The 24,048-nt window shown below is 70.5% G+C and carries 15 protein-coding genes; 9 read left to right on the top strand and 6 right to left on the bottom strand.

The window, feature by feature from the left end; genetic code table 11:
- Window positions 1-270: 270 nt before the first annotated feature.
- The 3 genes from prfB to ABZS64_RS23920 form a co-directional block, all read right to left on the bottom strand.
- Window positions 271-1,380 carry a peptide chain release factor 2 gene (gene prfB / locus ABZS64_RS23930; protein ID WP_355833136.1) on the bottom strand — a complete coding sequence of 370 codons (1,110 nt, stop codon included), beginning with the start codon at window positions 1,378-1,380 and terminating at the stop codon, window positions 271-273.
- Window positions 1,381-1,418: 38 nt separating this feature from the next.
- The gene (locus tag ABZS64_RS23925; protein ID WP_355833134.1) at window positions 1,419-2,657 is read right to left on the bottom strand and encodes a serine/threonine-protein kinase; all 1,239 of its coding nucleotides are present in this window, start codon (window positions 2,655-2,657) and stop codon (window positions 1,419-1,421) included.
- Window positions 2,658-2,791: 134 nt separating this feature from the next.
- Window positions 2,792-4,423, bottom strand: a complete 1,632-nt coding sequence (locus ABZS64_RS23920; protein WP_355833131.1) for a serine/threonine-protein kinase — start codon at window positions 4,421-4,423, stop codon at window positions 2,792-2,794.
- A 421-nt stretch (window positions 4,424-4,844) separates the two neighbouring features.
- Between ABZS64_RS23920 and ABZS64_RS23915 the strand changes: the two genes are divergently transcribed.
- The 4 genes from ABZS64_RS23915 (at window position 4,845) to ABZS64_RS23900 (ending at window position 11,907) form a co-directional block, all read left to right on the top strand.
- A complete protein-coding gene (locus tag ABZS64_RS23915; RefSeq protein WP_355833128.1) occupies window positions 4,845-8,141 on the top strand; it encodes an FHA domain-containing protein in 3,297 nt (1,098 codons plus the stop codon).
- Window positions 8,142-8,314: 173 nt separating this feature from the next.
- Entirely contained in the window at window positions 8,315-9,676 is a 1,362-nt protein-coding gene (locus ABZS64_RS23910) for an ABC transporter substrate-binding protein (RefSeq protein WP_355833125.1), read from the top strand.
- Between the two features lie 3 nt (window positions 9,677-9,679).
- A complete protein-coding gene (locus ABZS64_RS23905; RefSeq protein WP_355833122.1) occupies window positions 9,680-11,029 on the top strand; it encodes a sugar ABC transporter permease in 1,350 nt (449 codons plus the stop codon).
- A complete protein-coding gene (locus tag ABZS64_RS23900; RefSeq protein WP_355833120.1) occupies window positions 11,026-11,907 on the top strand; it encodes a carbohydrate ABC transporter permease in 882 nt (293 codons plus the stop codon). Before ABZS64_RS23905 ends, ABZS64_RS23900 begins: the two co-directional genes overlap by 4 nt.
- A 374-nt stretch (window positions 11,908-12,281) precedes the next feature.
- Here the strand turns inward: ABZS64_RS23900 and ABZS64_RS23895 are convergent, their stop codons facing one another.
- Window positions 12,282-12,887, bottom strand: coding sequence for a TetR/AcrR family transcriptional regulator (locus ABZS64_RS23895; protein ID WP_355833117.1), 606 nt, complete (start codon window positions 12,885-12,887; stop codon window positions 12,282-12,284).
- A gap of 135 nt (window positions 12,888-13,022) precedes the next feature.
- Between ABZS64_RS23895 and ABZS64_RS23890 the strand changes: the two genes are divergently transcribed.
- From ABZS64_RS23890 to ABZS64_RS23875, 4 genes are all read left to right on the top strand, one after another.
- Window positions 13,023-13,925: an ABC transporter permease gene (locus ABZS64_RS23890; protein WP_355833114.1), complete on the top strand. Its 903-nt coding sequence runs from the start codon at window positions 13,023-13,025 to the stop codon at window positions 13,923-13,925.
- Window positions 13,918-14,730 (top strand): ABC transporter ATP-binding protein, encoded by an 813-nt coding sequence (locus ABZS64_RS23885; protein WP_355833111.1) that lies wholly within the window; start codon window positions 13,918-13,920, stop codon window positions 14,728-14,730. The genes ABZS64_RS23890 and ABZS64_RS23885 overlap by 8 nt, the downstream gene beginning before the upstream one ends.
- A gap of 36 nt (window positions 14,731-14,766) precedes the next feature.
- On the top strand, window positions 14,767-16,011 hold the full coding sequence (locus ABZS64_RS23880) for a glycosyltransferase family 87 protein (protein ID WP_355833108.1): 1,245 nt from the start codon (window positions 14,767-14,769) through the stop codon (window positions 16,009-16,011).
- Window positions 16,012-16,223: 212 nt separating this feature from the next.
- Window positions 16,224-17,177, top strand: coding sequence for a serine/threonine-protein kinase (locus ABZS64_RS23875; protein ID WP_355833104.1), 954 nt, complete (start codon window positions 16,224-16,226; stop codon window positions 17,175-17,177).
- Between the two features lie 70 nt (window positions 17,178-17,247).
- Here ABZS64_RS23875 and ABZS64_RS23870 read toward each other — a convergent pair whose 3' ends face one another.
- Window positions 17,248-22,185: an NAD-glutamate dehydrogenase gene (locus ABZS64_RS23870; protein WP_355833101.1), complete on the bottom strand. Its 4,938-nt coding sequence runs from the start codon at window positions 22,183-22,185 to the stop codon at window positions 17,248-17,250.
- 449 nt (window positions 22,186-22,634) lie between these two features.
- Here ABZS64_RS23870 and ABZS64_RS23865 point away from each other — a divergent pair, with 449 nt between their 5' ends.
- The gene (locus ABZS64_RS23865; RefSeq protein ID WP_355833099.1) at window positions 22,635-23,201 is read left to right on the top strand and encodes a DJ-1/PfpI family protein; all 567 of its coding nucleotides are present in this window, start codon (window positions 22,635-22,637) and stop codon (window positions 23,199-23,201) included.
- A gap of 136 nt (window positions 23,202-23,337) precedes the next feature.
- On the opposite strand, the gene ABZS64_RS23860 is transcribed toward ABZS64_RS23865, so the two are convergent.
- Window positions 23,338-24,003 carry an HAD family hydrolase gene (locus ABZS64_RS23860; RefSeq protein WP_355833096.1) on the bottom strand — a complete coding sequence of 222 codons (666 nt, stop codon included), beginning with the start codon at window positions 24,001-24,003 and terminating at the stop codon, window positions 23,338-23,340.
- Window positions 24,004-24,048 lie beyond the last annotated feature (45 nt).

Raw genomic sequence — 24,048 nt, 5'->3', positions numbered from 1 at the left:
TCCCCGTCCCCCCACCCCTGTGAGAACAAATGTTCCTGAGCTGCCGAATGCTCTCCGTTACGTCTTGTGCACGTCAAAGCTTTTGGAGGCTGAATCCCGCGCGTCGGAAACGACTGGCCGGTTCCGCACCCTGGGATGGCCGGGATTACGGGCCGACAGGCAAGTTGCACATGTCAGAGGTTGGCTCAAATTGGATCACCGGCTATCGCCGGACACAGCAGCGGCGCCGACTCCCGAAGGAGCCGGCGCCGTGGCATGAGGCGTGTGCGGTTACTTCTCCTGCTGCTTGCGCCAGCGAATTCCGGCCTCGAGGAAGCCGTCGATCTCACCGTCAAGTACCGCCTGCGGGTTGCCCACTTCGAACTCCGTACGCAGGTCCTTGACCATCTGGTACGGGTGCAGGACGTACGAACGCATCTGGTTGCCCCAGGAGTTGCCGCCCTCGCTCTTGCCGAGGGAGTCCATAAGGGCCTGCTCCTCCTGGCGGCGGCGCTCAAGGAGCTTGGCCTGAAGGACGTTCATCGCGCTCGCCTTGTTCTGGATCTGGGAGCGCTCGTTCTGGCAGGAGACCACGATGCCGGTCGGCACATGCGTGATGCGCACAGCGGAGTCCGTCGTGTTGACGCCCTGGCCGCCGGGGCCCGACGCGCGGTAGACGTCGATGCGCAGCTCGGACTCGTCGATCTCGACATGGTCGCTCTGCTCGACGACGGGCAGCACCTCGACGCCCGCGAAGGACGTCTGACGGCGGCCCTGGTTGTCGAACGGCGAGATGCGCACCAGGCGGTGGGTGCCCTGCTCGACGGAGAGCGTGCCGTAGGCGTACGGCGCCTTCACGACGAACGTGGTCGACTTGATGCCGGCCTCTTCGGCGTACGACGTCTCGTAGACCTCGGTGGAGTAGCCGTGGCGCTCGGCCCAGCGCAGATACATGCGCTGCAGGCGCTCGGCGAAGTCGGAGGCGTCGACGCCACCGGCCTCGGCGCGGATGTTGACCAGCGCCTCGCGCTCGTCGTACTCACCGGACAGGAGCGTGCGTACTTCCATCTCGTCCAGCGCCTTGCGGACGTCGGCGAGCTCGGACTCGGCCTCGGCGAGGGTGTCCGCGTCGTCCTCGGCCTCGGCGAGCTCGAAGAGGACGCTCAGGTCGTCGATCCGGCTGCGGAGTGCCTGGGTCTTGCGGAGCTCGGCCTGGAGGTGCGAAAGCTTGCTGGTGATCTTCTGCGCCGCCTCCGGGTCGTCCCACAGGGACGGGGCCGCGGCCTGCTCCTCGAGCACGGCAATGTCTGCCCTCATCTTCTCGAGGTCCAGGACGGCCTCGATCGACCCCATGGTCGAGGAGAGGGACTTCAGCTCTTCGGATACATCGACGACTGCCACGGGTCCAGCGTAACGGCTGGGCGCGACACCCCGACCCCCTAGGGCTCTGCCGGGCTCGACTGCTTCGAGTCCTGCGGGGGCGCCTGAGTGCCGTCGTCGCTCGTGGCGAGCCAGCCGCCGACGCCCACCGCGGCGGCGACCACGAGTGCCGCGACGCCCAGGGTGATACGGCGCTTGCGGACCGCGTCGGACTTGTGGCGGGCCGAGCCCGGGCGGCGTTGGCCGGGGGTTCGGGGGGCGCGGGCCGTGCCGCGGGCGCCGCCCGCGAGCTCGTCCGGGGCCGGGACGCGCATCGAGGTGTGGGTGTCACGGTTGGAGTCCGCGGGGGCTGCGCCGGGGACGAGGGGGACGGCGCCGCGGCGGCGGGGTTCGCCGGGAGTGGCCGGTGTCACGTCCTCGTACGGCTCGGGTGCGGGTTCGGAGTCCGGCTCGTCGACGTCCAGCGGCGGCATGCCCGCCAGCAGCGGGAGCAGATCGTGCAGGCGGGTGGCCAGCTCGGACGCGCGCAGCCGCGAGGCGGGCGCCTTGGCCAGGCACTGGACGATGAGCTGCCACAGCTCGTCGGGGATGCCCGGCAGCGGGACCACGGTCTCGGTGACATGGCGGCGCAGGACCGCGCCGGGGTGGCCGCCGCCGAAGGGTGTGAAGCCCGCGAGCAGCTCGTACAGAACGGTCGCGAGGGCGTAGATGTCGACCGCCCCCCTCGGCGGCAGTCCCTCGACGATCTCGGGGGCGAGATAGTCCGGGGTGCCGATGATGCGGGTCGCCTTCGTACGGCGCGGGGTGTCGATCAGCTTGGCGACGCCGAAGTCGGTGAGCAGCGCGGGGTGGGATCCGGCGGGGCCGAGCGGGCCCTCCATGTCCAGGAGGATGTTCTCCGGCTTGACGTCGCGGTGGACGATTCCGGCGGCGTGGGCCGCGGCGAGGCCCTCGGCGACGTCCGCGATGATCGCGACCGCGGCTTCGGGGGCGAGGCGGCGCTCCCGGTCCAGGCGGGTGCGCAGATCGGTGCCGCGTACGAGGTCCATGACGAGCGCGAGGTCGTTGCCGTCGACGACGAGGTCGCGGACACCGACGACCCTGGGGTGGTCGAGTGCGAGCAGGGCTGTGCGCTCCTGTACGAAGCGTCCGACCAGCTCCTGGTCGGACGCCAGGTCCTCGCGCAACAGCTTGATGGCGACGGGCCCTTCAGGCCCCTCGCCGAGCCACACCGTGCCGGCGCTGCCCCGCCCCAGGATCTGGTGGGCCGTGTACCGGCTGCCGATATTCCGTGCCAAGACTGCTCCCTCAGCGGCTGGCGTTGCCCACAAGGTACGCGGGCATCCGGGGGCTGTGTGCCCCGGATGACGCCAACCTTCACTTCTGCGGGGGAAATCACGCCGCAGAAGTCGACAAATCCGCAGAGTCGTGACTACTGCCGGGTGTTGGGCGTGTTGGGAGTGTCCGAACTGCTGCCGAGGTCGGAGATCCAGCCCGTCACCTTCGAGATGCCGTCGCCGATCGCCTCCCAGTAGCTCTTGCCCTGGGCGACCCAGTCCTGGAGCGGCGTCAGCTCCCAGATCAGCCAGCCCGCGACGACGAGCAGGATCACCGAGAACAGGCAGCCCTTGAGGCAGCCGAGGCCCGGGATCCGCATCGGGTTGGCGTTGCGCTGACGCGGCGGCCGCGGCGCGGGCTGCTGGGGCGGCGGCTGCGGGGGCGCGTACTGCTGTTGCTGCGGCGGCGGGGCGTACTGCTGCCGCTGCGGCTGGCGGCGCTGGGGCTGGGCCTGCGGCGCGTACTGCTGCTGTTGCGGGTGCGGGCGCTGCGGCGGCTGCTGCTGGGGCCGCTGCTGCTGGCGCTGCGGGCGCCGCCGCAGCGGGTCCTGGCTCGGGTCGAGGTACTGGACCTGCGTCTGCTCATTGCGGTCGCGGGCCGCCTGCAGCTGGGACTGCCAGGGGTGCGGGTCCTCCGGACGCGGCGGGCCCGGCGGGACGGGCGGCATGACAGCGGTCGGGTCGGCACCGGGCTGCGGGTTGCCGGTCTGCTGCATGACGCTGGTCGCGCCATTGGGATCGTACGAACCGGCATTGCCCGGCAGGACCTGCGTCGGGTCGGAGGCGCCCGGCATCCCGGGGACCGTGGCCGGTGAGGGGTCGGGCGCGAGCAGCGCGGCGACCCCGAGGGCGGCCTCGACCTGTGCGGCGGACGAGTGCACACCGATACCGGACGCGACGGTGCGCAGCCCGCGGGCCAGGTTCTCGGCGCTGGGCCGCTGGGCGGGCTCCTTGCGCAGACAGCGCTCTATGACCGTCCACAGCGGCTCGGGGACGGTGGTGGGGCGGCGGGGCTCCTCGCTGAGGTGGCGGTGGAGGACTTCGAGGGCACTGCCGCCCGCGAACGGGGGCCTGCCGGTGACCAGTTCGTACAGCAGAATGCCCGCGCCGTAGATGTCGACGGCGGAGGTCTGCGGGCGGCCCTCGGCGGATTCCGGCGCGACGTAGGCGGGCGTGCCGACGAATTCGTGCGTACGGGTCAGGCCCGGGGAGTCCGCGAGGCGCGCGATGCCGAAGTCGGTCAGCATCGGGTGCATCTGGCCGTCGGCGTCGGTCTTGAGCAGTACGTTCGCGGGCTTGAGGTCGCGGTGGACGACGCCGTCCGCGTGGCTGGCGGCGAGCGCGTCGGCGATCTGGGCGGTCAGCAGCGAGGCTGCGACCGGTGTGAGGGGCCCGTTGTCGCGGATGTAGCGGTGCAGGTCGGGGCCGTCGATCAGGTCCATGACGAGCGCGAGGAGATCGCCCTCGACCACGAGGTCGCGGGTGCGCACGATGTTCGGGTGGGTCAGGCGAAGCAGGACGGAGCGCTCGCGCAGGAAGCGCATCACCACGTCCGCGTCGTTCGCCAGCTCCTCCTTGAGGACCTTGATCGCGACGGTCTCGCCGGGCTGGCCCGCTACGGCCGCCTCGGCGCCGGCGGTCTCACGCTGGCTCGCTCGCCAGACGGTGCCCGTGGCGCCGCGCCCGAGGGGCTCCTCGAGCAGGTACTTGCTGCCTACCGGCCGCACGTCATGTGCTCCCTGCTGATCGTGGTCCTTGCGTGGTCCCGTGGCACTGTGCCCGGCCCGGGTGTCCGACCCACTTTAGTGCCGCCGAACGGGGCACCGGCCGGTCATGGCCATGTCCCCTCTTCCCGGCGGTGTTCGAAAGAAGGACGCGGGCATCGTACGGATGGTTGCCGAACGGCCGTGCCGCACACATCACTGTCGTTCCGGATCAGATCCCAACCAGGCATTTTTACGTCCAGAGCCGAACAATCAAGATCACTTACGGGTAGCCCCCGGGCGTGTTGTCAGTGGCAGGTGCGAGGATGCCCTCAGCACGGAGTCGTGAGGGAGGGAGCCTCGCGTCGCGTGCCGACCTGCCGGGTGGGGGATCACAGGCGGCTCCCCTGCCGGGCACCCCGCGCAGAAGGGATTGCCGACGGCGATGCAGATCCGGCTGACTGTCCTCGCGCCGCGCAGCGGGCAATCCGCGGCCGCGGGACACTCCCCTGCGGGCCAGTCCTCGGCGGGCCGCGCCTGCGACGTGCTGATCACCGCGCCTGCCGGTACGGCGCTGGCCGCCGTGGCCTCCGGCCTGGCGGCGGCCGTGTCGGGAGCCGATGCCTCGGGCTCCGTCGTGCTGTACGCGGGCCAGGAACGGCTGGACGCGCAGCGCCGCACGCTGGGCGAGCCGCCGCTGGTGGACGGCGCGGTGCTCTCCCTCCAGGTCCCCGGCGAGGACGATGCGCCGGGCACAGACGCGTCGGCGCACCTCCATGTGGTCGCGGGTCCCGACGCGGGCGGAGTCCATCTGCTGCACGGCGGCCAGATCAGGATCGGCCGCTCGGCGGACGCCGACGTGCCGCTGGACGACCCGGACGTCTCGCGCCTGCATTGCGCAGTCACCGTCGCCGAGGACGGCCGCGTCACGGTCGCGGACCTCGGCTCGACGAACGGCACGACGCTGGACGGCACGACGGTGGGCACGAGCCCGGTGCGGCTGCCCGCGGGGGCGCTGCTGCGCCTGGGCGAGTCGACGCTGCGGGTCACCCAGGGCGACGGCGGGGAGTCGCTCCCGACGGCGCCGGACGGCGAGGGTCACTTGCGGGTGACGCGACCGGAGGGGGACGAGGAGGAGGTCTCGGGCCCGGGTGGCTACGGATCGGCTCGCGGAGGCTCCGGTCCGGGCGGCGCTGGCGGTGGCGGCTCCTCTCCGGGTTACGGATCCCAAGGCTCGGGCGAGACGGCCCCGCGTACTTACGGCTCCGGCCACTCCGGTGCAACCGTGGCCGGCCGACGGACCCCCAGCTGGGCCCGCCAGGACGACCCCGACATGGGAGACGTCGACCGGGCGCCCGGCCATCCCGACCCGCATCGTGTGCCCCCGCAGTACGACCCCGCCGCTCCCGCAGCCCCGACCAGCGCAGGCCGTGGCGACGCCGGGACGCTCTATACGTACAGCCCGGAAGGCAGCACCCCCGGCAGCACCCCAGGTGACGCCGTGCACTCCAGGGCGGCCGCCGACGTCCCCGACGAGGCTCCCTCGGCCCACAGCCGAACCGCCGGGACGACGCCCCCGCGTGGCACGCGGCTGCCCGACAGCACTCCCCGCAAGCGCGGCATAGGCGCCTGGGCGCGGCGGCTCGCCGGAGGGCGGGAGGAGCCCGTCGCCGAGCTTCCGCCGCAGCCCGGACCGCCGGTCGCCGCCACACCCGTCGTGGAGAGCTGGCCGGACCCCGCCGCGGTTCTGCTGACCGCGCTCGGCCCCGGCCCCCGCCTCTGGGAGCGCGGCCCCTCGCACCCCGAGTCGCTCGTGCTGCGGCTCGGCACCGCCGACCGGGCAGAGCTCCCCTCCGTGCCGGTGACCGTCGCCCTGCGCGAGGCCGGTTCGCTCGGACTCGCCGGGCCCAGGGCACGGCTGGCCGGTCTCGCCCGGTCCGCCATTGCCCAGCTCGCGGCGCTGCATTCGCCGGTGGATCTGGAGATCGTGCTGATCAGCACGGACCGGGCCCGGAGCCTGGACGAGCGCACAGCGGAGTGGGGCTGGCTCGGCTGGCTTCCGCATCTGCGGCCCGCCCATGGCCAGGACTGCCGTCTGCTGCTCGCGTACGACCGGGACCAGGCCACCGCACGCACCGCCGAACTCAGCCGCCGCCTGGACGACGGCCCGCTCGGCCCCGGCTGGCCGAGCGCGGACCGCAGGTCGATCGAGGCTGCCGCAGAGCGGTACGACGGCGCGCGCACGGTCGTCATCGTCGACGGTGACCCGGGCTCGGCCGTGCTGCGCGAGACGACGGCCCGGCTGGCCGGAGCGGGCTCGGCGGCCGGAATCCATCTGATCTGTCTGGCCGAGACCCCGGCCGCCTCACCACTTTCCCCGGTCGCCGCGACCTATGAGTCGGCGTGCGCGGCCTCGCTCGCGTTCCGCGAGTGCGGAGCGGTCGCCCTGCTCAGCGGCGATGTGGCGACCGCGCTGCGGCTGATGCGTACGGCAGGCGGGCAGCCCGTGGGCCACGGCACAGTCGGCGCGGTGGACGCGGTGTCGGCCCCCTGGGCGGAGCGTTTCGCCCGGGCGCTCGCGCCGCTGCGCGCCGAGGGTGGGGGCACCCACCCCGGCAGGGCCACGGCACTGCCCCGTTCCGCCCGGCTGCTCGACGAGCTGGAGCTGGCCCGCGCCACCCCCGCCTCGCTGTTGGCGCGCTGGGCCTCGGCGGGCGACGGCACCGCGGTGCTGGGCGCGGGCCCGCGCGGCCCGCTGGCCGTCGATCTGACCGAGGAGGGCCCGCATCTGCTGATCGAAGGCCCGGCGGGCAGCGGCCGCACCGAGCTGCTGCGCTCGGTCGCGGCCTCGCTCGCCGCCGCCGGCCGGCCCGACCGCCTCGGCCTGCTTCTCGTGGACGGAGCAGGCGGCGAGCGCGGCGAAGGACTCGCGGCCTGTACGGAACTGCCGCATGTCACCGAGCACTTGGTCGCCTCCGACCCGGTCAGGATGCGGGCCTTCGCCCAGGCGCTGGGTGCCGAGCTGAAGCGGCGCTCCGAGGTGCTGGGCAGCGTGGGCTTCGCCGAGTGGCACACCCAGCGCGAGCTGGCGGACCGGATGGTGGGCCAGCGCCCGCCGAGCGCCGCCGAGCAGCGCGGCGACCTGGACTCCTCTTCCAGCGGGACGCTACGGCTGCGGCCCGGTGCTCGTACGAAGGCGGAAGGCCCGGCGCCCCTGCCGCGGCTCGTCGTCCTGGTGGACGACTTCGACGCGCTGGTTGCCCCGGCGCTCGGCAGTACGGGACGGCCCGCGGCGGGCTCCGTCGTACGGGCGCTGGAGGCCGTGGCCCGTGACGGCGAGCGGCTCGGCGTACATCTGGTGGCGACGTCCGCCCGCCCGGACCGCACGGTCGACACGGATCTGACGCAGGGCGCGCGGCTGCGCGTCGTGCTGGACGCGCCGCCCGCCTCGCCCGGACCGGAGGATCCCGCTCCGGGGCGGGGCAGGCTCGGGCATCCGGACGGCCGGGTGACGCCGTTCCAGAGCGGCCGGGTGACGGGTCGCATTCCGCGTACGGCGACCTCGCGCCCCACCGTGGTGCCGCTCGAATGGGAGCGGATGGGCGACCCGCCGACCCGCCGCCCGGTGCGTGAACTGGGCAATGGGCCAACGGACTTGGCGCTTCTGGCCAGTGCGCTGGAGCGTGCGGCGCGCTCGGTGGATGCCGCGCCGGTCCCTCCACTCTCGCCGACCCGCCCCTGATCGATGGCGCAGTCTCGCCAATTGACCTGACATCACGTCACAAGGCCATCACAAAAGCCTGGTTGACGCCTGACGCGGTATTGCGACACCCGCATACCGGGCGTACACCTGTCGGGCACGGGAAGGCGTTCGGGACAGCGCACGGATCGCGCACGGAAGAGAACGGGGCAGTGATGCGCACAACTCTTCGTACGGGCAGGGCCGCAGTGGTGTTCGCCGCCATCGGCGCTCTCGCCATCGCCGGTTGCGGTGACAACAAGGACGACAACAAGACGAAACCGGGCGAGAGCGGCGGCAAGGAGCCAGCGGCAAGCGTCCAACTGCCCAGGCTGAACGGTGAGAAGTTAGAAGTCGCGGCGGTCTGGAGCGGACCCGAGCAGGAGAACTTCACCAAGGTCCTCAAGGAGTTCGAGAAGCGCACCGGAGCGACGGTGACCTTCGTGCCCGCGCAGGACCCGATCGTCAACTTCCTCGGTACGAAGATCGCAGGCGGCGCTCCCCCCGATGTGGCGATGCTCCCCCAGGTCGGCGCGATCCAGCAGGCCGTACAGCGCAAGTGGGCCAAGCCCGTCGGCGCGGAGGCCAAGGCGCAACTGGCGAAGAACTACTCCAAGGGCTGGCAGGATCTCGGCGCTGTGGACGGCACGCAGTACGGCGTGTACTACAAGGCCGCCAACAAGTCCCTGATCTGGTACAACAACGCGGCCTTCGAGAACGCGGGCGCGAAGGAGCCGAAGACCTGGAAGGACTTCCTGTCAACGGCGGAGACGATCTCCGCGTCGGGTGTCACTCCCGTCTCGGTGGCCGGCGCGGACGGCTGGACGCTGACCGACTGGTTCGAGAACGTCTATCTCTCCCAGGCGGGGCCCGAGAAGTACGACCAGCTCGCCCAGCACAAGATCAAGTGGACCGACGCGTCCGTGAAGACGGCGCTGACCACACTCGGTGAGCTCTTCGGCAAGCCCGCCCTGATCGCGGGCGGCGCGGACGGCGCGCTGCAGACGGAGTTCCCGGCCTCGGTCACCCAGACCTTCAGCGGGGGCGACCAGCCCAAGGGAGCGATGGTCTTCGAGGGCGACTTCGTGACCGTCAACATCGCGCAGACCGAAGCCAAGATCGGTACGGACGCGAAGGTGTTCCCCTTCCCGGCGGTCGGCGCGCTGGCTCCCGTGGTGACCGGCGGCGACGCGGCGGTGGCGCTCAAGGACAGCAAGGGCGCGCAGGCGCTGCTGACCTTCCTCGCCTCCCCGGACGCGGCCAGGATCTCGGCCTCGTCCGGTGGCTTCCTCTCCCCGAACAAGGCGCTGGACCTGTCCGCGTACCCCAATGATGTGCAGCGCAATATCGCCAAGGCGCTGATCGCGGCGGGCGACGACTTCCGCTTCGACATGTCGGACCAGATGCCGCAGTCGTTCGGCGGCACGCCCGGCAAGGGTGAGTGGAAGGCGTTGCAGGACTTCCTGAAGAACCCGAAGGATGTGGCCGGGGCCCAGCAGAAGCTGGAGTCGGACGCCGCCAAGGCGTACAAGAGCTGACGGGTGAAAACCGCGGCGACCGCGGGGGGTCCGGCACGCCCGGCACCCCCCGCCGACAAGCGCAAGAGCGTGACAGGCACACGGAAAGTAGTCGCGGTCGGCTTTCTGCTGCCCGCGCTGGTGCTGCTGGGCGCGCTCGTCGTCTACCCCATCGGGTACTCCCTCTACCGGTCCTTCTTCGACCAGGCCGGCAGCTCTTTCGCCGGGCTCGACAACTACAAGGAGATCTTCACCGAGGACAGCATCCTGACCGCGGTCAAGAACAACGCGATCTGGGTGGTGGTCGCGCCGACCGTTTCGACGGCGCTCGGTCTGATCTTCGCCGTACTCACCGAACGGGTGCGCTGGGGCACGGCGTTCAAGCTGATCGTCTTCATGCCGATGGCGATCTCGATGCTCGCGGCGGGCATCATCTTCCGGCTGGTGTACGAGCAGGATCCGGATCGAGGGGTCGCCAACGCGGTCTGGGTGGGGGTACACGACACCTTCGCCGAATCGGCCGGTTTTCCGAAGGCGCATCCGCTGGCACTGCATCCGCTGAAGGAGGGCGGCGGCGGGTCGTTCGTCACCAAGGAACCGGTGAGCGCGGGCCGGCAGGTCCAGCTGCCGCTGGTCGGTGTCGCAGCCGAGAAGATGCCGTCCGACGCGAAACCCGCGAAGGCGGCGCAGCCGCACGACGGGAAGATCACCGGCACCGCGTGGCTGGACTTCACCAAGGGCGGCGGCGGCAAGCCGAATGTCATCGACGCGAAGGAGCTCGGCCTCAAGGGCATCAAGGTCGAGGCGGTCAAAGACGGCAAGGTGGTTGCCTCGGCACGGGCGGGCGCGGACGGCACGTTCACGCTGCCGGCGTCCGCGGACGGGGCACAGCTGCGGCTGCCCGCCGACAACTTCCGCGAGCCGTACAACGGCGTCAACTGGCTCGGCCCTTCGCTCGTCACCCCCGCGATCATCGGCAGTTACGTATGGATGTGGGCGGGCTTCGCGATGGTCCTGATCGCGGCCGGGCTCGCGAGCGTGCCGCGTGAACTGCTCGAAGCGGCGCGGGTGGACGGCGCGAACGAGTGGCAGGTCTTCCGCAGGGTCACGGTCCCGCTGCTCGCACCGGTCCTCGCAGTCGTCCTCGTGACCCTGATGATCAATGTGCTGAAGATCTTCGACCTGGTCTTCATCATCGCGCCCGGCTCCGCGCAGGACGACGCCAACGTCCTTGCGCTCCAGCTCTATCGCTCGTCGTTCGGCACGGACTCGAATCTGGGGCTCGGCAGCGCGATTGCCGTACTCCTGCTGCTGCTGGTGGTCCCGGTGATGCTGTTCAACATCCGGCGCATGCGAAGGGAGGCCCGCCGATGACCACGACCGACGGTGTGGTGAAGGCGAAGCAGTCCCTCCCCGCACGGATCGCGGCGCGCACGGGCGGTGGCGTGATGCGCGTCTTTCTCGTCCTGGTGGGCCTGTTCTGGCTGCTGCCGACGTTCGGGCTGCTGCTGTCGTCGCTGCGAGGGCCGGCGGACATCAGTGGGAGCGGCTGGTGGAAGGTGTTCAGCGCTCCCGCGCAGCTCACCTTCGACAACTACTCGCGGCTCCTGGACAACGAGGCGATCACCGACTCGCTCGTGTCCAGCATCCTGATCACCGTCCCGGCGACGCTCCTGGTCGTGGTGATCGGCTCACTGGCCGGTTATGCCTTCGCCTGGATGGACTTCCCGGGCCGCGACTGGTGGTTCATGGCGGTCGTGGGCCTGCTGGTGGTCCCGGTCCAGGTCGCGCTGGTGCCGGTCTCCAAGCTGTTCGGCCAGATCGGCATCTTCGAGACAACGATCGGCGTCGTCATCTTCCATGTGGCGTTCGGGCTGCCGTTCGCGATCTTCCTGCTGAGGAACTTCTTCGCGGAGATCCCGAGGGAACTGCTGGAGGCGGCGAGGCTGGACGGCGCGGGGGAGATCCGCCTGTTCACGCGCGTCGTGATGCCGCTGGGCGGCCCGGCGATCGCGTCGCTGGGGATCTTCCAGTTCCTATGGGTCTGGAACGACATGCTGGTCGCGTTGATCTTCGCAGACTCGGAGAGCGCGCCGATCACGGTGGCACTTCAGCGCCAGGTGAGGCAGTTCGGCAACAACATCGATGTGCTGGCGCCGGGGGCGTTCGTCTCGATGATCATCCCGCTGGCTGTGTTCTTCGCGTTCCAGCGGCAGTTCGTGACGGGGGTGATGGCGGGGGCGGTGAAGTAACGCGGGGCGCCGCGCGGCCGTCCGCGGCGCGCGGGTGACGGTGCGCACCGCGGTTCGCCAGCGAACAGCCCCCGCCCGGGTAGCAGGGCCCGTCCGGGGTTCGCCCGCGAATCGTCCGCGGTTCGCCGGCGACCGAACCCACCCCTCACGAGCGTCCCCGGTACGCGGGTTGCCGTACCCGCCGTGGTTCGCGGCGTGAACCCACCGTCGGACAGCAACCCTCCGCCGGTCTGTGCGGCGCGAAGCTGCCGCGCCGCGGGGTCTGGGGCGCAGCCCCAGGTCCCCCACCCCCACAGGGTTCCGCGGCGAAGCCCCCGGTGACGGGAAGGGGCGGGTAGGGGGACACCCCCCCCCCAGCCCACCCACCGGCTCCGTCAAGCCTTCAGCGCCGCCACCGCCGAGCCCGCCAAATCGTCCAGGTACCCCTTCGGCAGCCCACCCCGCACCACCACCAGCCGCCAGTAGAGCGGCCCCACAATCAGGTCCAGCGCCCGTTCCGGGTCCGCGCCTTCCGGGAGTTCGCCGCGGGCCACCGCCTCGCGGACCACCACCGCCGCCACGCCCTGCTGGCTGTCCAGCAGCGCCGCCTTGATCGCGTCGGAGATTTCCGGGTGGCGGGCCGCCTCCACCAGCAGGTCCGGGATGACCTGCGAGGCCACCGGGTGGCGCAGGGTGTGCGAGGCCACCTCGAGCAGCGCCCGTACATCCCCGTACAGCGAACCCGTCTCCGGCGCCGGCAGCCCCTGCGTCGCGAACGCCGAGACCAGGTCGAGCACCAGCGACAGCTTCGACTTCCAGCGCCGGTAGACGGCCGTCTTGCCGACGCCCGCCCGCCTCGCGATTCCTTCGATCGACATCCGGGCGAAGCCGACCGCCGCCAGCTCCTCGAAGACGGCGGCGCGAATCGCATGGGTCACGTCCTCCCGGAGCACTGCGGCTCCCGCGGGGGCGCGGCGTGGCGTTCCAGGGTCCGTGGTCATGCTCCGGATCCTACCGTCACGACGACACGGTTGCGTTGCGACGTTGAACCGTCCTACTCTCGCCGTAGCGACGATACGGGTCCGTCCCATCGCCAGCGTCCACCCTGCCCCCCCCCGTCGAAAGTGGCCGCCCCTGTGAGCACCCAGACGATTGCCTCTCCCCCCTTCGTGGAGGATTTCGGTGAGCTCGCCCTACGGCACGGGCTGACCGTCAGCGGTGCCCGGCCGACGCTGACCGACTACGTCCGGCAGCTCTGGTCACGACGCCACTTCATCGGCGCCTTCGCCACCGCCCGCCTCACCGCGCAGTACAGTCGCGCCAAGCTCGGCCAGGTCTGGCAGATCATGACCCCGCTGCTGAACGCGGCGGTCTACTACTTCATCTTCGGCATCCTGCTCCAGACCAGCCGCGGCGTCCCCGACTTCGTCCCGTTCCTGGTCACCGGCGTCTTCATCTGGACCTTCACCTCCAGCTCGATCATGACCGGCAGCGGCGCCATCCGCGGCAACCTGGGCCTGGTGCAGGCGCTGCACTTCCCGCGCGCCACCCTCCCCATCTCCTACGTCCTGCTCCAGCTCCAGCAGCTGCTCTTCTCCATGGGCGCGCTGGTCATGATCCTGATGTGCTTCGGGGAGTTCCCCAAGCTCACCTGGCTGCTGGCCGTCCCCGCCCTGATCCTGCAGGCCGTCTTCAACACCGGCCTCTCGATGATCATGGCGCGGCTGTGCGCCAGGACCCCCGACATCGCCCAGCTGATGCCCTTCATCCTGCGCACCTGGATGTATGTCTCCGGCGTGATGTGGAGCATCGAGAAGGTGCTCAAGGGCGAGCACCTGCCGCATGTCGTGATGGTGGCCCTGGAGTGCAATCCGGCCGCCGTCTACATCGACCTGATGCGGTTCGCGCTCATCGACAGCTACACCGCCGCCCAACTGCCCCCGCACGTCTGGGCCGTCGCCCTCGGCTGGGCGCTCCTCTTCGGAGTCGGCGGGTTCATCTACTTCTGGAAGGCAGAGGAGGAGTACGGCCGTGTCTGACTCCCAGGTAATCCACGCATCCCAGGACACGCAGGAGACCGACGACCGCGTCCCGACCGTCGTCGTCGACAACGTCCACATCAAGTACACGGTCCACGGCGCCCGTGGCGGCAAAGGCAGCGCCACATCCGCGCTCAGCCGGATCGCCTCCCGCAAGAAGTCCCCCGGCGTCCGCGAGGTGCACGCCGTCAAGGGCGTCAGCTTCGCGGCGTACCGAGGCGAGGCCGTCGGCCTGATCGGCTCCAACGGCTCCGGCAAGTCGACGCTGCTGAAAGCGATCGCGGGCCTGCTGCCGGCCACCGAAGGCAGGGTCTTCACCCAGGGCCAGCCCTCCCTCCTCGGCGTGAACGCCGCGCTGATGGGCGATCTGACCGGCGAGCGCAACGTCATCCTCGGCGGCCTGGCGATGGGCATGACCCGCGAGCAGATCCAGGAGCGGTACGAGCAGATCGTGGACTTCTCGGGGATCAATGAGAAGGGCGACTTCATCTCGCTCCCCATGCGTACGTACTCCTCCGGCATGGGCGCCCGCCTCCGCTTCTCGATCGCTGCCGCCAAGAGCCACGACGTGCTGCTGATCGACGAGGCGCTGTCCACCGGCGACGCGAAGTTCCAGCGCCGAAGCCAGGAGCGCATCAACGAGCTGCGCGAGGAGGCCGGAACGGTCTTCCTGGTCAGCCACAGCAACGGGGCGATCACCCAGACCTGCGACCGGGCGATCTGGCTGGAGGCGGGACGGATGCTGATGGACGGCCCGGCGGCGGAGGTCGTCGCCGCGTACGAGAAGTACAACAACACCAAATAGCCAGAAATGCCCTAAGACGCCCTAAACTTCCGGTCGATGACGACCCATCGGATCGGCCCGCCCCCGCCCTCCTTCGGCCTTCCCCCGGTGCCGGGGATCACCCTCCTCGGCACCGCCCGCTCCCGCATCCGCCCCAGGCGAGCCACCGCGCTCGCCACCGTCTGGGCCGCCACCCGCCTCGGCATGCTCGGCCTGCTCCTCGTCGACCATGTCGGCGACAGCGGTGTCGCGGGCGAGGTGTACACGCTCTACCGGCGCTGGTACGAGCAGCTCGTCCACGGCGCGTTCCCCCTGGACGACGTCACCTGGCAGTACCCGCCCGGCGCCGCGCTCGTCTTTCTCGCCCCCGGCGCGCTGCCCTGGCTGACGTACTTCCAGGCTTTCGTCGCCCTCACCCTCGCCGCCGACGCGGTCATCACGCTCGCCCTCGCCCGGGCCGGTCTGCCCGGCGCCTGGCTGTGGGTGTGCGGACTGCCGCTGCTGCTCCACCTCCCCTACGCGCGCTACGACGTCATGGTTACCGCCGTCGCCGTACTGGCCCTGCTGGCCGTAGGAAAGCGCCCGCACATCGGGGGCGCGCTCGCCGGGCTGGGCGCGATGATCAAGGTGTGGCCGCTGCTCACCGTGCTGGGCACGCCCCCGGGACGTACGACACGTGCCGCCTGGTTCTCGGCCACCGCCTCCGTCACCGCGCTGCTCACCGTCCTCATGCTCGGCTTCACGCACTCCCTGGACTTTCTGCGGCAACAGGGCGCCAGAGGCGTCCAGATCGAGTCGCTCGGAGGGACCGCGCTCCAGCTCGCGCGGACGATGGGCTGGCCGGGCACGGTCCGCTACCAGTACGGAGCCTTCGAATTCGTCGGCCCGTATGTGTCGAGCATCGCGCGGCTCAGTCTGTTCTTGAGCATCGCGGCCGTGTGCTGGCTGCTGCTGTGGCGGGCCAGGTCGCGGCGCTGGACGCCCGCCACACCCTTCGACGCGGCGTTCGCCGCCGTACTGCTCTTCACCGTCACCAGCCGGGTCATCAGCCCGCAGTATCTGGTCTGGCTGCTGGGTCTGGCCGCCGTCTGCCTCACCTCCCGGCACACCACCCAGCGCACGGCCGCGCTCCTGATACTGCCCTCAGCCGCGGTGAGCGCGCTCGCCTACCCGGTCCTGTACGACGATGTCCTGGCGGGCACGCCGGTCGGCCTGCTGCTCATGGTCGTACGCAACGGGCTGCTGCTCACCGCCGCGCTGCTGTCCTGCCGTCGGCTGTGGGCAGCCACGGCCGCGCGATAGGCTCCCGTCGCGCTGAACGGCAGGCGCACGACAGGGCCTAGGTCCTGTCCGGTCGATCAGGCTGGATCAGTGAGCGGGGTCTGGCGTGGTGCATCGCAAGGCGGAGGAGGGAGCCGACGCGGAGCGTCGGCGACTGACGACAACGCAGCGAGGTGCCGTGCCAGGGCACGCGAGCCCGGCAAGATCGACCGGACAGGACCTAGGGGGCCGGCATGCGGAACGGGGGCCTTGAACCGCTGCGCGCGGACGACCCGAAGGAGATCGCCGGCTATGTCCTCGAAGCGCGGATCGGCGAGGGCGGCATGGGCACGGTCTACCTCACCCGCACCGCCGAGGGCAGGCCCGTCGCGCTCAAGCTGATCCGCCGCGAGCACGCGCAGAGCGAGAACTTCCGGCAGCGCTTCGCGCGCGAGGTCGAGGCCGCACGCAGGGTTCACGGCCACCATGTCGTACCGGTCGTCGACCATGACGCGGAAGGACCGCGGCCCTGGCTCGCCACCCGTTACGTACCGGGGCTGGCGCTCGACGACGCACTGACCGAACACGGGCCGCTGCCGCTCGCGTGCGTGCTCCAACTGACCGCGTGCGCTGCGCACGCGCTGGCGGCGGTGCACGCAGCCGGAGTGATACACCGCGACGTGAAACCCGGCAATCTGCTGCTCACCGCCGAAGGACCCTGGCTGCTCGACTTCGGCATCGCGCGGGCCGTCGGGACGGCGTCGCTGACCACGGTCGGCCGGATGGTCGGCACACCCAAGTACATGTCGCCCGAGCATGCGCTGGGCAAACAACTCACGCCCGCGTCCGACGTGTTCACGCTCGGGCTGCTCGCCGCGGAGGCCGCCGCAGGGAGCCATCCGTACGGAGAAGGCGGCGGTCTGGTCGTCGCCACACGGATCGCGGGCACCGACCGGGAGCCCCCGGACCTCGGCGCACACCCGGCGGCGCTGCGCGAGGTGCTGACGGCCTGCCTCGCCGCCCGGCCCGAGGACCGGCCGACCGCGGCGGACGTGGCCGCGATGTGCGGGCGGGCGGCGGGACGCGACGTACGGGACTTCCGCGGCTGGCTGCCCAAGCCGCTGGCGGCGGCGGTCGCGGGTGTCGGCCGGGCCGCGAGGGACCCGAGGTCCTCGGGCTGGCTGAGCCGGATCCGTCGCACCCCCTGAACACGAAGGCGCCCGGCACCGATGCGGTGCCGGGCGCCTCCTTACAGCCCTGTCGGCCGTGTCAGCCCTGTCAGCTGTGCGCCCTCAGCAGCTGGCGCATCGTCCGCATCGCCACCGACAGATTCGCCAGGTCGAAGGTGTCCGAGCTCTGGATCTCCTCCAGAGTCGTGCGCGCCCGGCCCAGGATCGCCGCGTTCTTCTGCTCCCAGGCCTTGAACCGCTCCTCGGGCGTCGAAGTGCCGTTGCCCACGGAGAGCACGTCCGCCGTCAGCATGGCGTGCGCCGCGTACAGGTCCTCGCGGATGGAGGCGCGGGCCATCGACTGCCAGCGGTCGGCCCGCGGAAGCTCGACGATGCGGTCCATCAGCTGGGTGATCCGCAGCCGGTCGGCGAGGTCGTAGTACACCTCGGCGACCGCCATCGGCTCCTTCTTGGTGCGGTCCGCGATCGCGACGATGTCGAGCGTCGGGAACGCGGAGGAGAACCCGGCGACCCGCATGGCGAGCTCCTCGGGGACGCCCTCCTCGGTGAGCTCCTCGAGGATGCTCTCGTACCACTCCAGATCCGTGCCGCGGAGCATCTTCGCCAGCTCGGCCCAGACCTGCTCCACGCGCTCGGCGAAGAAGCCGATGGTCTCGGCGAGCTCCAGCGGCTGCGGCCGGTTACCCAGCAGCCAGCGCGTACCGCGCTCGACGAGGCGGCGCGAGTGCAGCCGGATACGCGTCTGGACGGCGGCCGGGACCTTGTTGTCCAGGGCCTCGACGGCGTCCCAGACTGCGCTGAGTCCGAAGATCTCGCGAGCCGCGGTCTGCGCCCGCACGACCTCCTCGATCGACGCGCCCGTCTCTTCGCGCAGCCGGTGCAGGAAGGTCGAACCACCGGTGTTCACCGTGTCGTTGACCAGCACCGTGGTGACGATCTCCCGGCGCAGCGGGTGCGCGTCGATCGCCTCGGGGAACTTCTCGCGCAGGGGCTGCGGGAAGTACGCGTGCAGCAGTCGGCGCAGATACGCGTCGTCCGGCAGCTCGGTCCCGATCAGCTCGTCCGCCACCGTGATCTTGGTGTAGGCGAGCAGTACGGCCAGCTCCGGCTGGCTGAGTCCCTTGCCCGCGTTCAGCAGCTCACGGATCTGCCGGTCGTTCGGCAGGAACTCCAGGGCCCGGTCCAGATGCCTGTCCCGCCCGAGTCGCCGCATGAAGCGCTGGTGGGCGTGGAGCAGGGAGGGCGCCTGGACGACGGCGTTCGCCAGGGCGACGTTCTGCGCGTAGTTGTTGCGCAGCACCAGCGCCCCGACCTCGTCGGTCATCTCGGCGAGCTGCTTGTTGCGCTGCTTGACGGTCATGTCGCCGTCCGACACCAGGCCGTTGAGCAGGATCTTGATGTTCACCTCGTGGTCGGAGGTGTCCACGCCCGCGCTGTTGTCGATGGCGTCGGTGTTGACCTTGCCGCCGTTGCGGTCGAACTCGATCCGGCCGAGCTGGGTCAGACCCAGGTTGCCGCCCTCGCCGACGACCTTGACCCGCAGGTCCTCGCCGTTGACGCGGATCGCGTCGTTGGCCTTGTCGCCGACGTCCGCGTTGGACTCGGTGGAAGCCTTGACGTACGTACCGATGCCGCCGTTCCACAGCAGGTCCACCGGGGCCTTGAGGATCGCCTTCATCAGATCGGCGGGGGTCATCTTGGAGACGCCCGCGTCGATGCCGAGGGCCGCGCGCATGTGCGCGTTGACCGGGATCGACTTGGCCGCACGCGGGTGGATGCCGCCACCGGCCGACAGCAGATCCTTGTTGTAGTCGGCCCAGGAGGAGCGGGGCAGCTCGAAGAGCCTGCGGCGCTCGGCGTACGAAGTGGCCGCGTCCGGGTTCGGGTCGATGAAGATGTGCCGGTGGTCGAAGGCCGCGACAAGGCGGATGTGCTCGCTGAGCAGCATGCCGTTGCCGAACACGTCGCCGGACATGTCACCGACTCCGACGACCGTGAAGTCCTGGGTCTGGGTGTCGTGGCCGAGCTCGCGGAAGTGCCGCTTGACGGACTCCCAGGCGCCGCGGGCGGTGATGCCCATGCCCTTGTGGTCGTATCCGGCGGAGCCGCCCGATGCGAAGGCGTCGCCGAGCCAGAAGTTGTACGCGACCGCGACCTCGTTGGCGATGTCGGAGAAGGATGCGGTGCCCTTGTCGGCGGCGACGACGAGGTAGGTGTCGTCCTCGTCGTGGCGTACGACATCGGCCGGCGGCACGACTTCGCCCGCCACCAGGTTGTCGGTGATGTCGAGCAGGGCGGAGATGAAGATCCGGTAGCAGGAGATGCCCTCGGCGAGCCAGGCATCGCGGTCCACCGACGGGTCGGGCAGCTGCTTGGCGACGAAGCCGCCCTTCGCGCCGACCGGCACGATCACGGTGTTCTTGACCATCTGCGCCTTGACCAGGCCGAGGATCTCCGTACGGAAGTCCTCACGCCGGTCGGACCAGCGCAGACCACCGCGCGCGACCTTGCCGAAGCGCAGGTGCACGCCCTCGACGCGCGGGGAGTAGACCCAGATCTCGTACGCCGGGCGGGGCGCCGGCAGATCCGGGATCGCCTGCGGGTCGAACTTCATCGACACATAGCTGTGGTGCGAGCCGCCCGCCGCTTCCTGGAAGAAGTTCGTGCGCAGCGTCGCCTTGATGACGGTGAGGAAGGAGCGCAGGATCCGGTCCTCGTCCAGGCTCGCGACCTGGTCGAGCGCGCCGTCGAGCTCCTCCAGCAGACCGTCGGTCAGCTCGGTGCCCGCGCGCTGGCGCTCGGGGGACATCCGGGCCTCGAAGAGGGAGACCAGCAGCCGCGTGGTGTGGACGTTGGTACGGAGGGTGTCCTCCATGTAGTCCTGGCTGAAGGTGGCACCGGCCTGGCGCAGGTACTTGGCGTACGCGCGCAGCACCATCGCCTGCCGCCAGCTCAGACCGGCGCGCAGCACGAGGGAGTTGAAGCCGTCGTTCTCCGCCTCTCCGGTCCATACGGCGGAGAAGGCTTCCTGGAAGCGCTCGCGGGCGTCGTCGGCGAGGTAGTCGCCGTTGCCCGTGGCCTGCGGCATGCGCAGACCGAAGTCGTAGATCCACGCGGTCGTACGGTCCGAGCAGCGCAGCTCGTACGGACGCTCGTCGACGACCTCGACGCCGAGCCGGTTGAGGACCGGCAGGACGGCGGAGAGCGAGACCTGCTCACCGGTGCGGTAGATCTTGAAGCGGCGCTCGCCGGGGCCCGCGCCGACCGGCTCGTACAGGGAGAGCGCGAAGTCCTTGTCGGAGTGGGCCAGTTGCTCGACATGGACCAGGTCGGCGACGGCTGCGCGCGGCGAGTGGTCGGCCTTGTAGCCCTCAGGGAAGGCATGGCCGTAACGGCGCAGCAGCTCGGCGGCGCGCTCCTCGCCGCACTCGGCGTTCAGTGCCTCACCGAAGCCGTCGGCCCAGGAGCGGGCCGCCTCGACGAGCCGGGCCTCGATGCGGTCCTTGTCGGCGTCGGTGAGGTCGGGGAGCTCGGTGCCGGGCTGGACCCGGATGACGAAGTGCAGCCTGGAGAGCACCGACTCGGTGTGCAGGGCGGTGAAGTCGACCGGCGTGCGGCCGTTCAGCTCCTCCAGCAGGATGTCGGTGAGGCGCAGCCGTACGTCGGTCGTGAAACGGTCGCGCGGCAGGTACACGAGCGCGGAGTAGTAGCGGCCGTACTCGTCCTGGCGCAGGTACAGCCGCAGCCTGCGGCGCTCCTGGAGGTAGAGGACGGACGTGACGATGGAGCGCAGCTGGTCGACCGGGGTCTGGAACAGCTCGTCGCGCGGATAGGTCTCCAGGATCTGCAGCAGGTCGCGGCCGTCGTGGCTGTTGGACGCGAAGCCCGCACCTTCGACGACCTCCTGGACCTTGCGGCGGATGACCGGGACACGGCGCACGGACTCGGTGTACGCGGCGGAGGAGAACAGGCCGAGGAAGCGGCGCTCACCGATGACATTGCCCTCGGCGTCGAACCTCTTCACCCCGATGTAGTCGAGGTAGGAGGGCCGGTGCACGGTCGAGCGGCTGTTGGCCTTCGTCAGCACGAGCAGCTTGTGCTCGCGGGCCTTCGCTCGGGCGTCCGCAGGGAGCCGGCTGAAGGACGGGCTGACGGGGTGCGCCTCGTCGGTGCTGTGCTGCGGGTCGGAGCGCAGAATGCCGAGGCCGGTGCCGGCCACAGCGGCCAGCGCGTCGGTCTCGGTGAGCTCGTACTCCCGGTAGCCGAGGAAGGTGAAGTGGTCGGCGGAGAGCCAGCGCAGCAGCTCGCGCGCCTCCTCGACCTCCTGGTCGCGCAGATCGTCGGCGGTCGGCTCGCTGGGCAGCTCTTCGGCGATGCGCAGCGCGGCGTCGCGCATCTTCTCCCAGTCCTCGACGGCCTCGCGGACGTCGGACAGGACACGCAGCAGATCGGCGGTGATCTGCTTGAGGTCGGACCGGTCGGTCTCACGGTCGATCTCGACATGGATCCAGGACTCGACGACCGCGTCGTGCGGCAGGTCCTTGCCGTTCGCCTCCAGCGGCAGCACCTCGATGAGCTTGCCGGTGAGATCACGGCGGACCGTGACCTGCGGGTGGATCACGACATGGATGCCGCGGCCCTGGCGGGAGAGCTCATTGGTGACCGAGTCGACGAGGAAGGGCATGTCGTCGGTGACGACCTCGACCACGGAGTGGCTGCAGGTCCAGCCGTTCTCCTCGACGGTCGGGGTGTGGACCCGCACGTTCGCCGTCCCCTGCGGGCGGTTCTCCGCCAGCCGGTAGTGCGAAAGTGCCGCGCCGAAGACGTCGACCGGGTCGCGGTCGGCGATGTCCTCGGGAGCGGTGTGCAGGTAGTAGCGCTGGAGGTACCTGAGCACGGTGCCCTCATCCGGCCTCTTGCCGTGCTCGGCCCCAGTCGGAAGGTGCCCCCCGACCGGGCTGTTCTCAGCTACCCGGGCAGCCCGTGCGAGCAGCTCGGCCTTGGCTTCGTCCAGCTTGGTCTGCATGTCCTCTGGCTCCTGTCGCGCGCCGTTGCGTGACGTAGGGGAAAGAAGCGACGCAACGCCACGACGCGGGGTGTCCGGTCGGAGTCGACGTTATGCCGCGATGAGAGATGTCCGAGCCGTTATTGGCCAATGTTGGCAGCGGGGCCGGAACGGGGTGATCAACGATCGCCCGGGCGCTGTGGCGCACCGGGCGCGGGCCGGGGGCTTCGCTGCCCCCACGGCATATAGCGCTGATCACGGGTCCAGGCTATCGCCCCGCCCCCCCGACCCGTCATGAGCCGTATGTGTACAAAAGCGGGGCCGGAAGTTTGACACTCTGGACAGCGACACAGGCCCTCTCTTGGCAAACAGCCCGCCGCGGTGCAGGTTGGCGGTGACGACACGGCACCCCGTCGACGCCCTGCACCGACGGCAGGGGCACCGTCGACAGCCCGACACCGGGAGCAGCCATGACACCGAAGATCCTGATCGTCACCGGCGATGCGGCCGAGTCCCTCGAAGTCCTCTACCCGTACCAGCGCCTGCGGGAAGAGGGTTACGAGGTCGACATCGCGGCCCCCGCGCGCAAGAAACTGCAGTTCGTGGTGCACGACTTCGAGCCGGGCTTCGACACGTACACCGAGAAGCCGGGCTACACCTGGCCCGCGGACCTGGGCTTCTCGGAGGTCGACCCCGGACAGTACGTGGCGGTGGTGATCCCGGGCGGCCGCGCCCCGGAGTACCTGCGCAACGATCCGGAGCTCCGCAAGATTCTGAAGTCGTTCTTCGACGCCGACAAACCCGTGGCCCAGATCTGCCACGGCCCGCTGCTGACGGCGGCAATCGGCAGCCTGGAGGGCCGCAGGGTGACGGCCTATCCGGCACTCGAACTGGACATGCAGGCGGCAGGCGCCAGCTTCCAGGACACGGAGGCGGTGGTGGACGGCACCCTGGTGTCCTCGAGAGCGTGGCCGGACCACTCGGCATGGATGAGGGAGTTCCTTACGGTGCTGCGGGCAAAGGCACCGGTGACGTAGGAGGCGCGGCCCGGGGTAGCGGCGCGGCCCGTGGGGCGGGGTGACGGGTGCGCGGGCTGATCCGGCGGCTGGTCCGCACAACCGGCGCCGCGAGGCGGAGCTTCTGCGGGCGCCCGCGCCGCAAGACGTCAGCCCGTCACGCCACCAGTCGCGTCGCCACCTCCACCGCCTCCGCGAGGCTGTCCACCACCGGCACCCCGACCGACTCCAAGCTCGCCCTGCTGTGCGACCCGCCCGTGTACAGCACGGCCCGCGCCCCCACATGCGCCGCCGCCATCGCGTCGTCGACCGCGTCGCCGATCACCACCGTGCGATCCGGCGCAGCGACGCCGTCCAGCGCCGCGAGGTGGCGCTCCATGTGCAGCGCCTTGGTGCCGCCGGACGGCCCGGTCCGCCCGTCAACCCGTATGAAGTGGCTCTCGATGCCATAGCCCCGCACGACCGGGACCAGCTGCTCGTGCCCGTACATGCTCAGCAGCGACTGGCTGCGCCCGGCCAGCCGCCACTCCCGCAGCAGATCCTCGACGCCGTCGGTCAGCCCGCACCCGATCCGGTGTTCGCTGTAGTGCCGGTGGAAGGCTTCGTCCATGACCTCCCACTCCGCGTCCGACGGCAGCCGGCCCATGAGCCGCTCGTAGAAACGGGGAATCGGCACGCAGTAGACCTCGCGGTAGCGCTCGAGCGTGATCGGCTCCAGGCCGATCTCCTCGAAGGCGGCATTCGTCGCCCCGATGACAGCCGTGATGTCGTCGAGCAGTGTGCCGTTCCAGTCCCAGACCAGATGCGTGCTGTTCTTCCCCATGCGAAAACCGTACCGGCCAGGTCTGACAAACGGCCGGTACGGCCA

The sequence above is a fragment of the Streptomyces sp. NPDC005408 genome (genome assembly GCF_040606445.1).
GTDB lineage: Bacteria > Actinomycetota > Actinomycetes > Streptomycetales > Streptomycetaceae > Streptomyces.
Note: the sequence above shows the minus strand (reverse complement) of the source record. Positions and strands in the feature narration are given on the sequence as shown.

Bases quoted from the DNA above. Each gene is read 5' to 3' on its own strand.
- ABZS64_RS23915 (WP_355833128.1), top strand. From the start codon at position 4,845: ATGCAGATCCGGCTGACTGTCCTCGCGCCGCGCAGCGGGCAATCCGCG.
- ABZS64_RS23910 (WP_355833125.1), top strand. From the start codon at position 8,315: ATGCGCACAACTCTTCGTACGGGCAGGGCCGCAGTGGTGTTCGCCGCC.
- ABZS64_RS23900 (WP_355833120.1), top strand. From the start codon at position 11,026: ATGACCACGACCGACGGTGTGGTGAAGGCGAAGCAGTCCCTCCCCGCA.
- ABZS64_RS23895 (WP_355833117.1), bottom strand. From the start codon at position 12,887: ATGACCACGGACCCTGGAACGCCACGCCGCGCCCCCGCGGGAGCCGCA.
- ABZS64_RS23880 (WP_355833108.1), top strand. From the start codon at position 14,767: ATGACGACCCATCGGATCGGCCCGCCCCCGCCCTCCTTCGGCCTTCCC.
- ABZS64_RS23875 (WP_355833104.1), top strand. From the start codon at position 16,224: ATGCGGAACGGGGGCCTTGAACCGCTGCGCGCGGACGACCCGAAGGAG.
- ABZS64_RS23870 (WP_355833101.1), bottom strand. From the start codon at position 22,185: ATGCAGACCAAGCTGGACGAAGCCAAGGCCGAGCTGCTCGCACGGGCT.
- ABZS64_RS23865 (WP_355833099.1), top strand. From the start codon at position 22,635: ATGACACCGAAGATCCTGATCGTCACCGGCGATGCGGCCGAGTCCCTC.
- ABZS64_RS23860 (WP_355833096.1), bottom strand. From the start codon at position 24,003: ATGGGGAAGAACAGCACGCATCTGGTCTGGGACTGGAACGGCACACTG.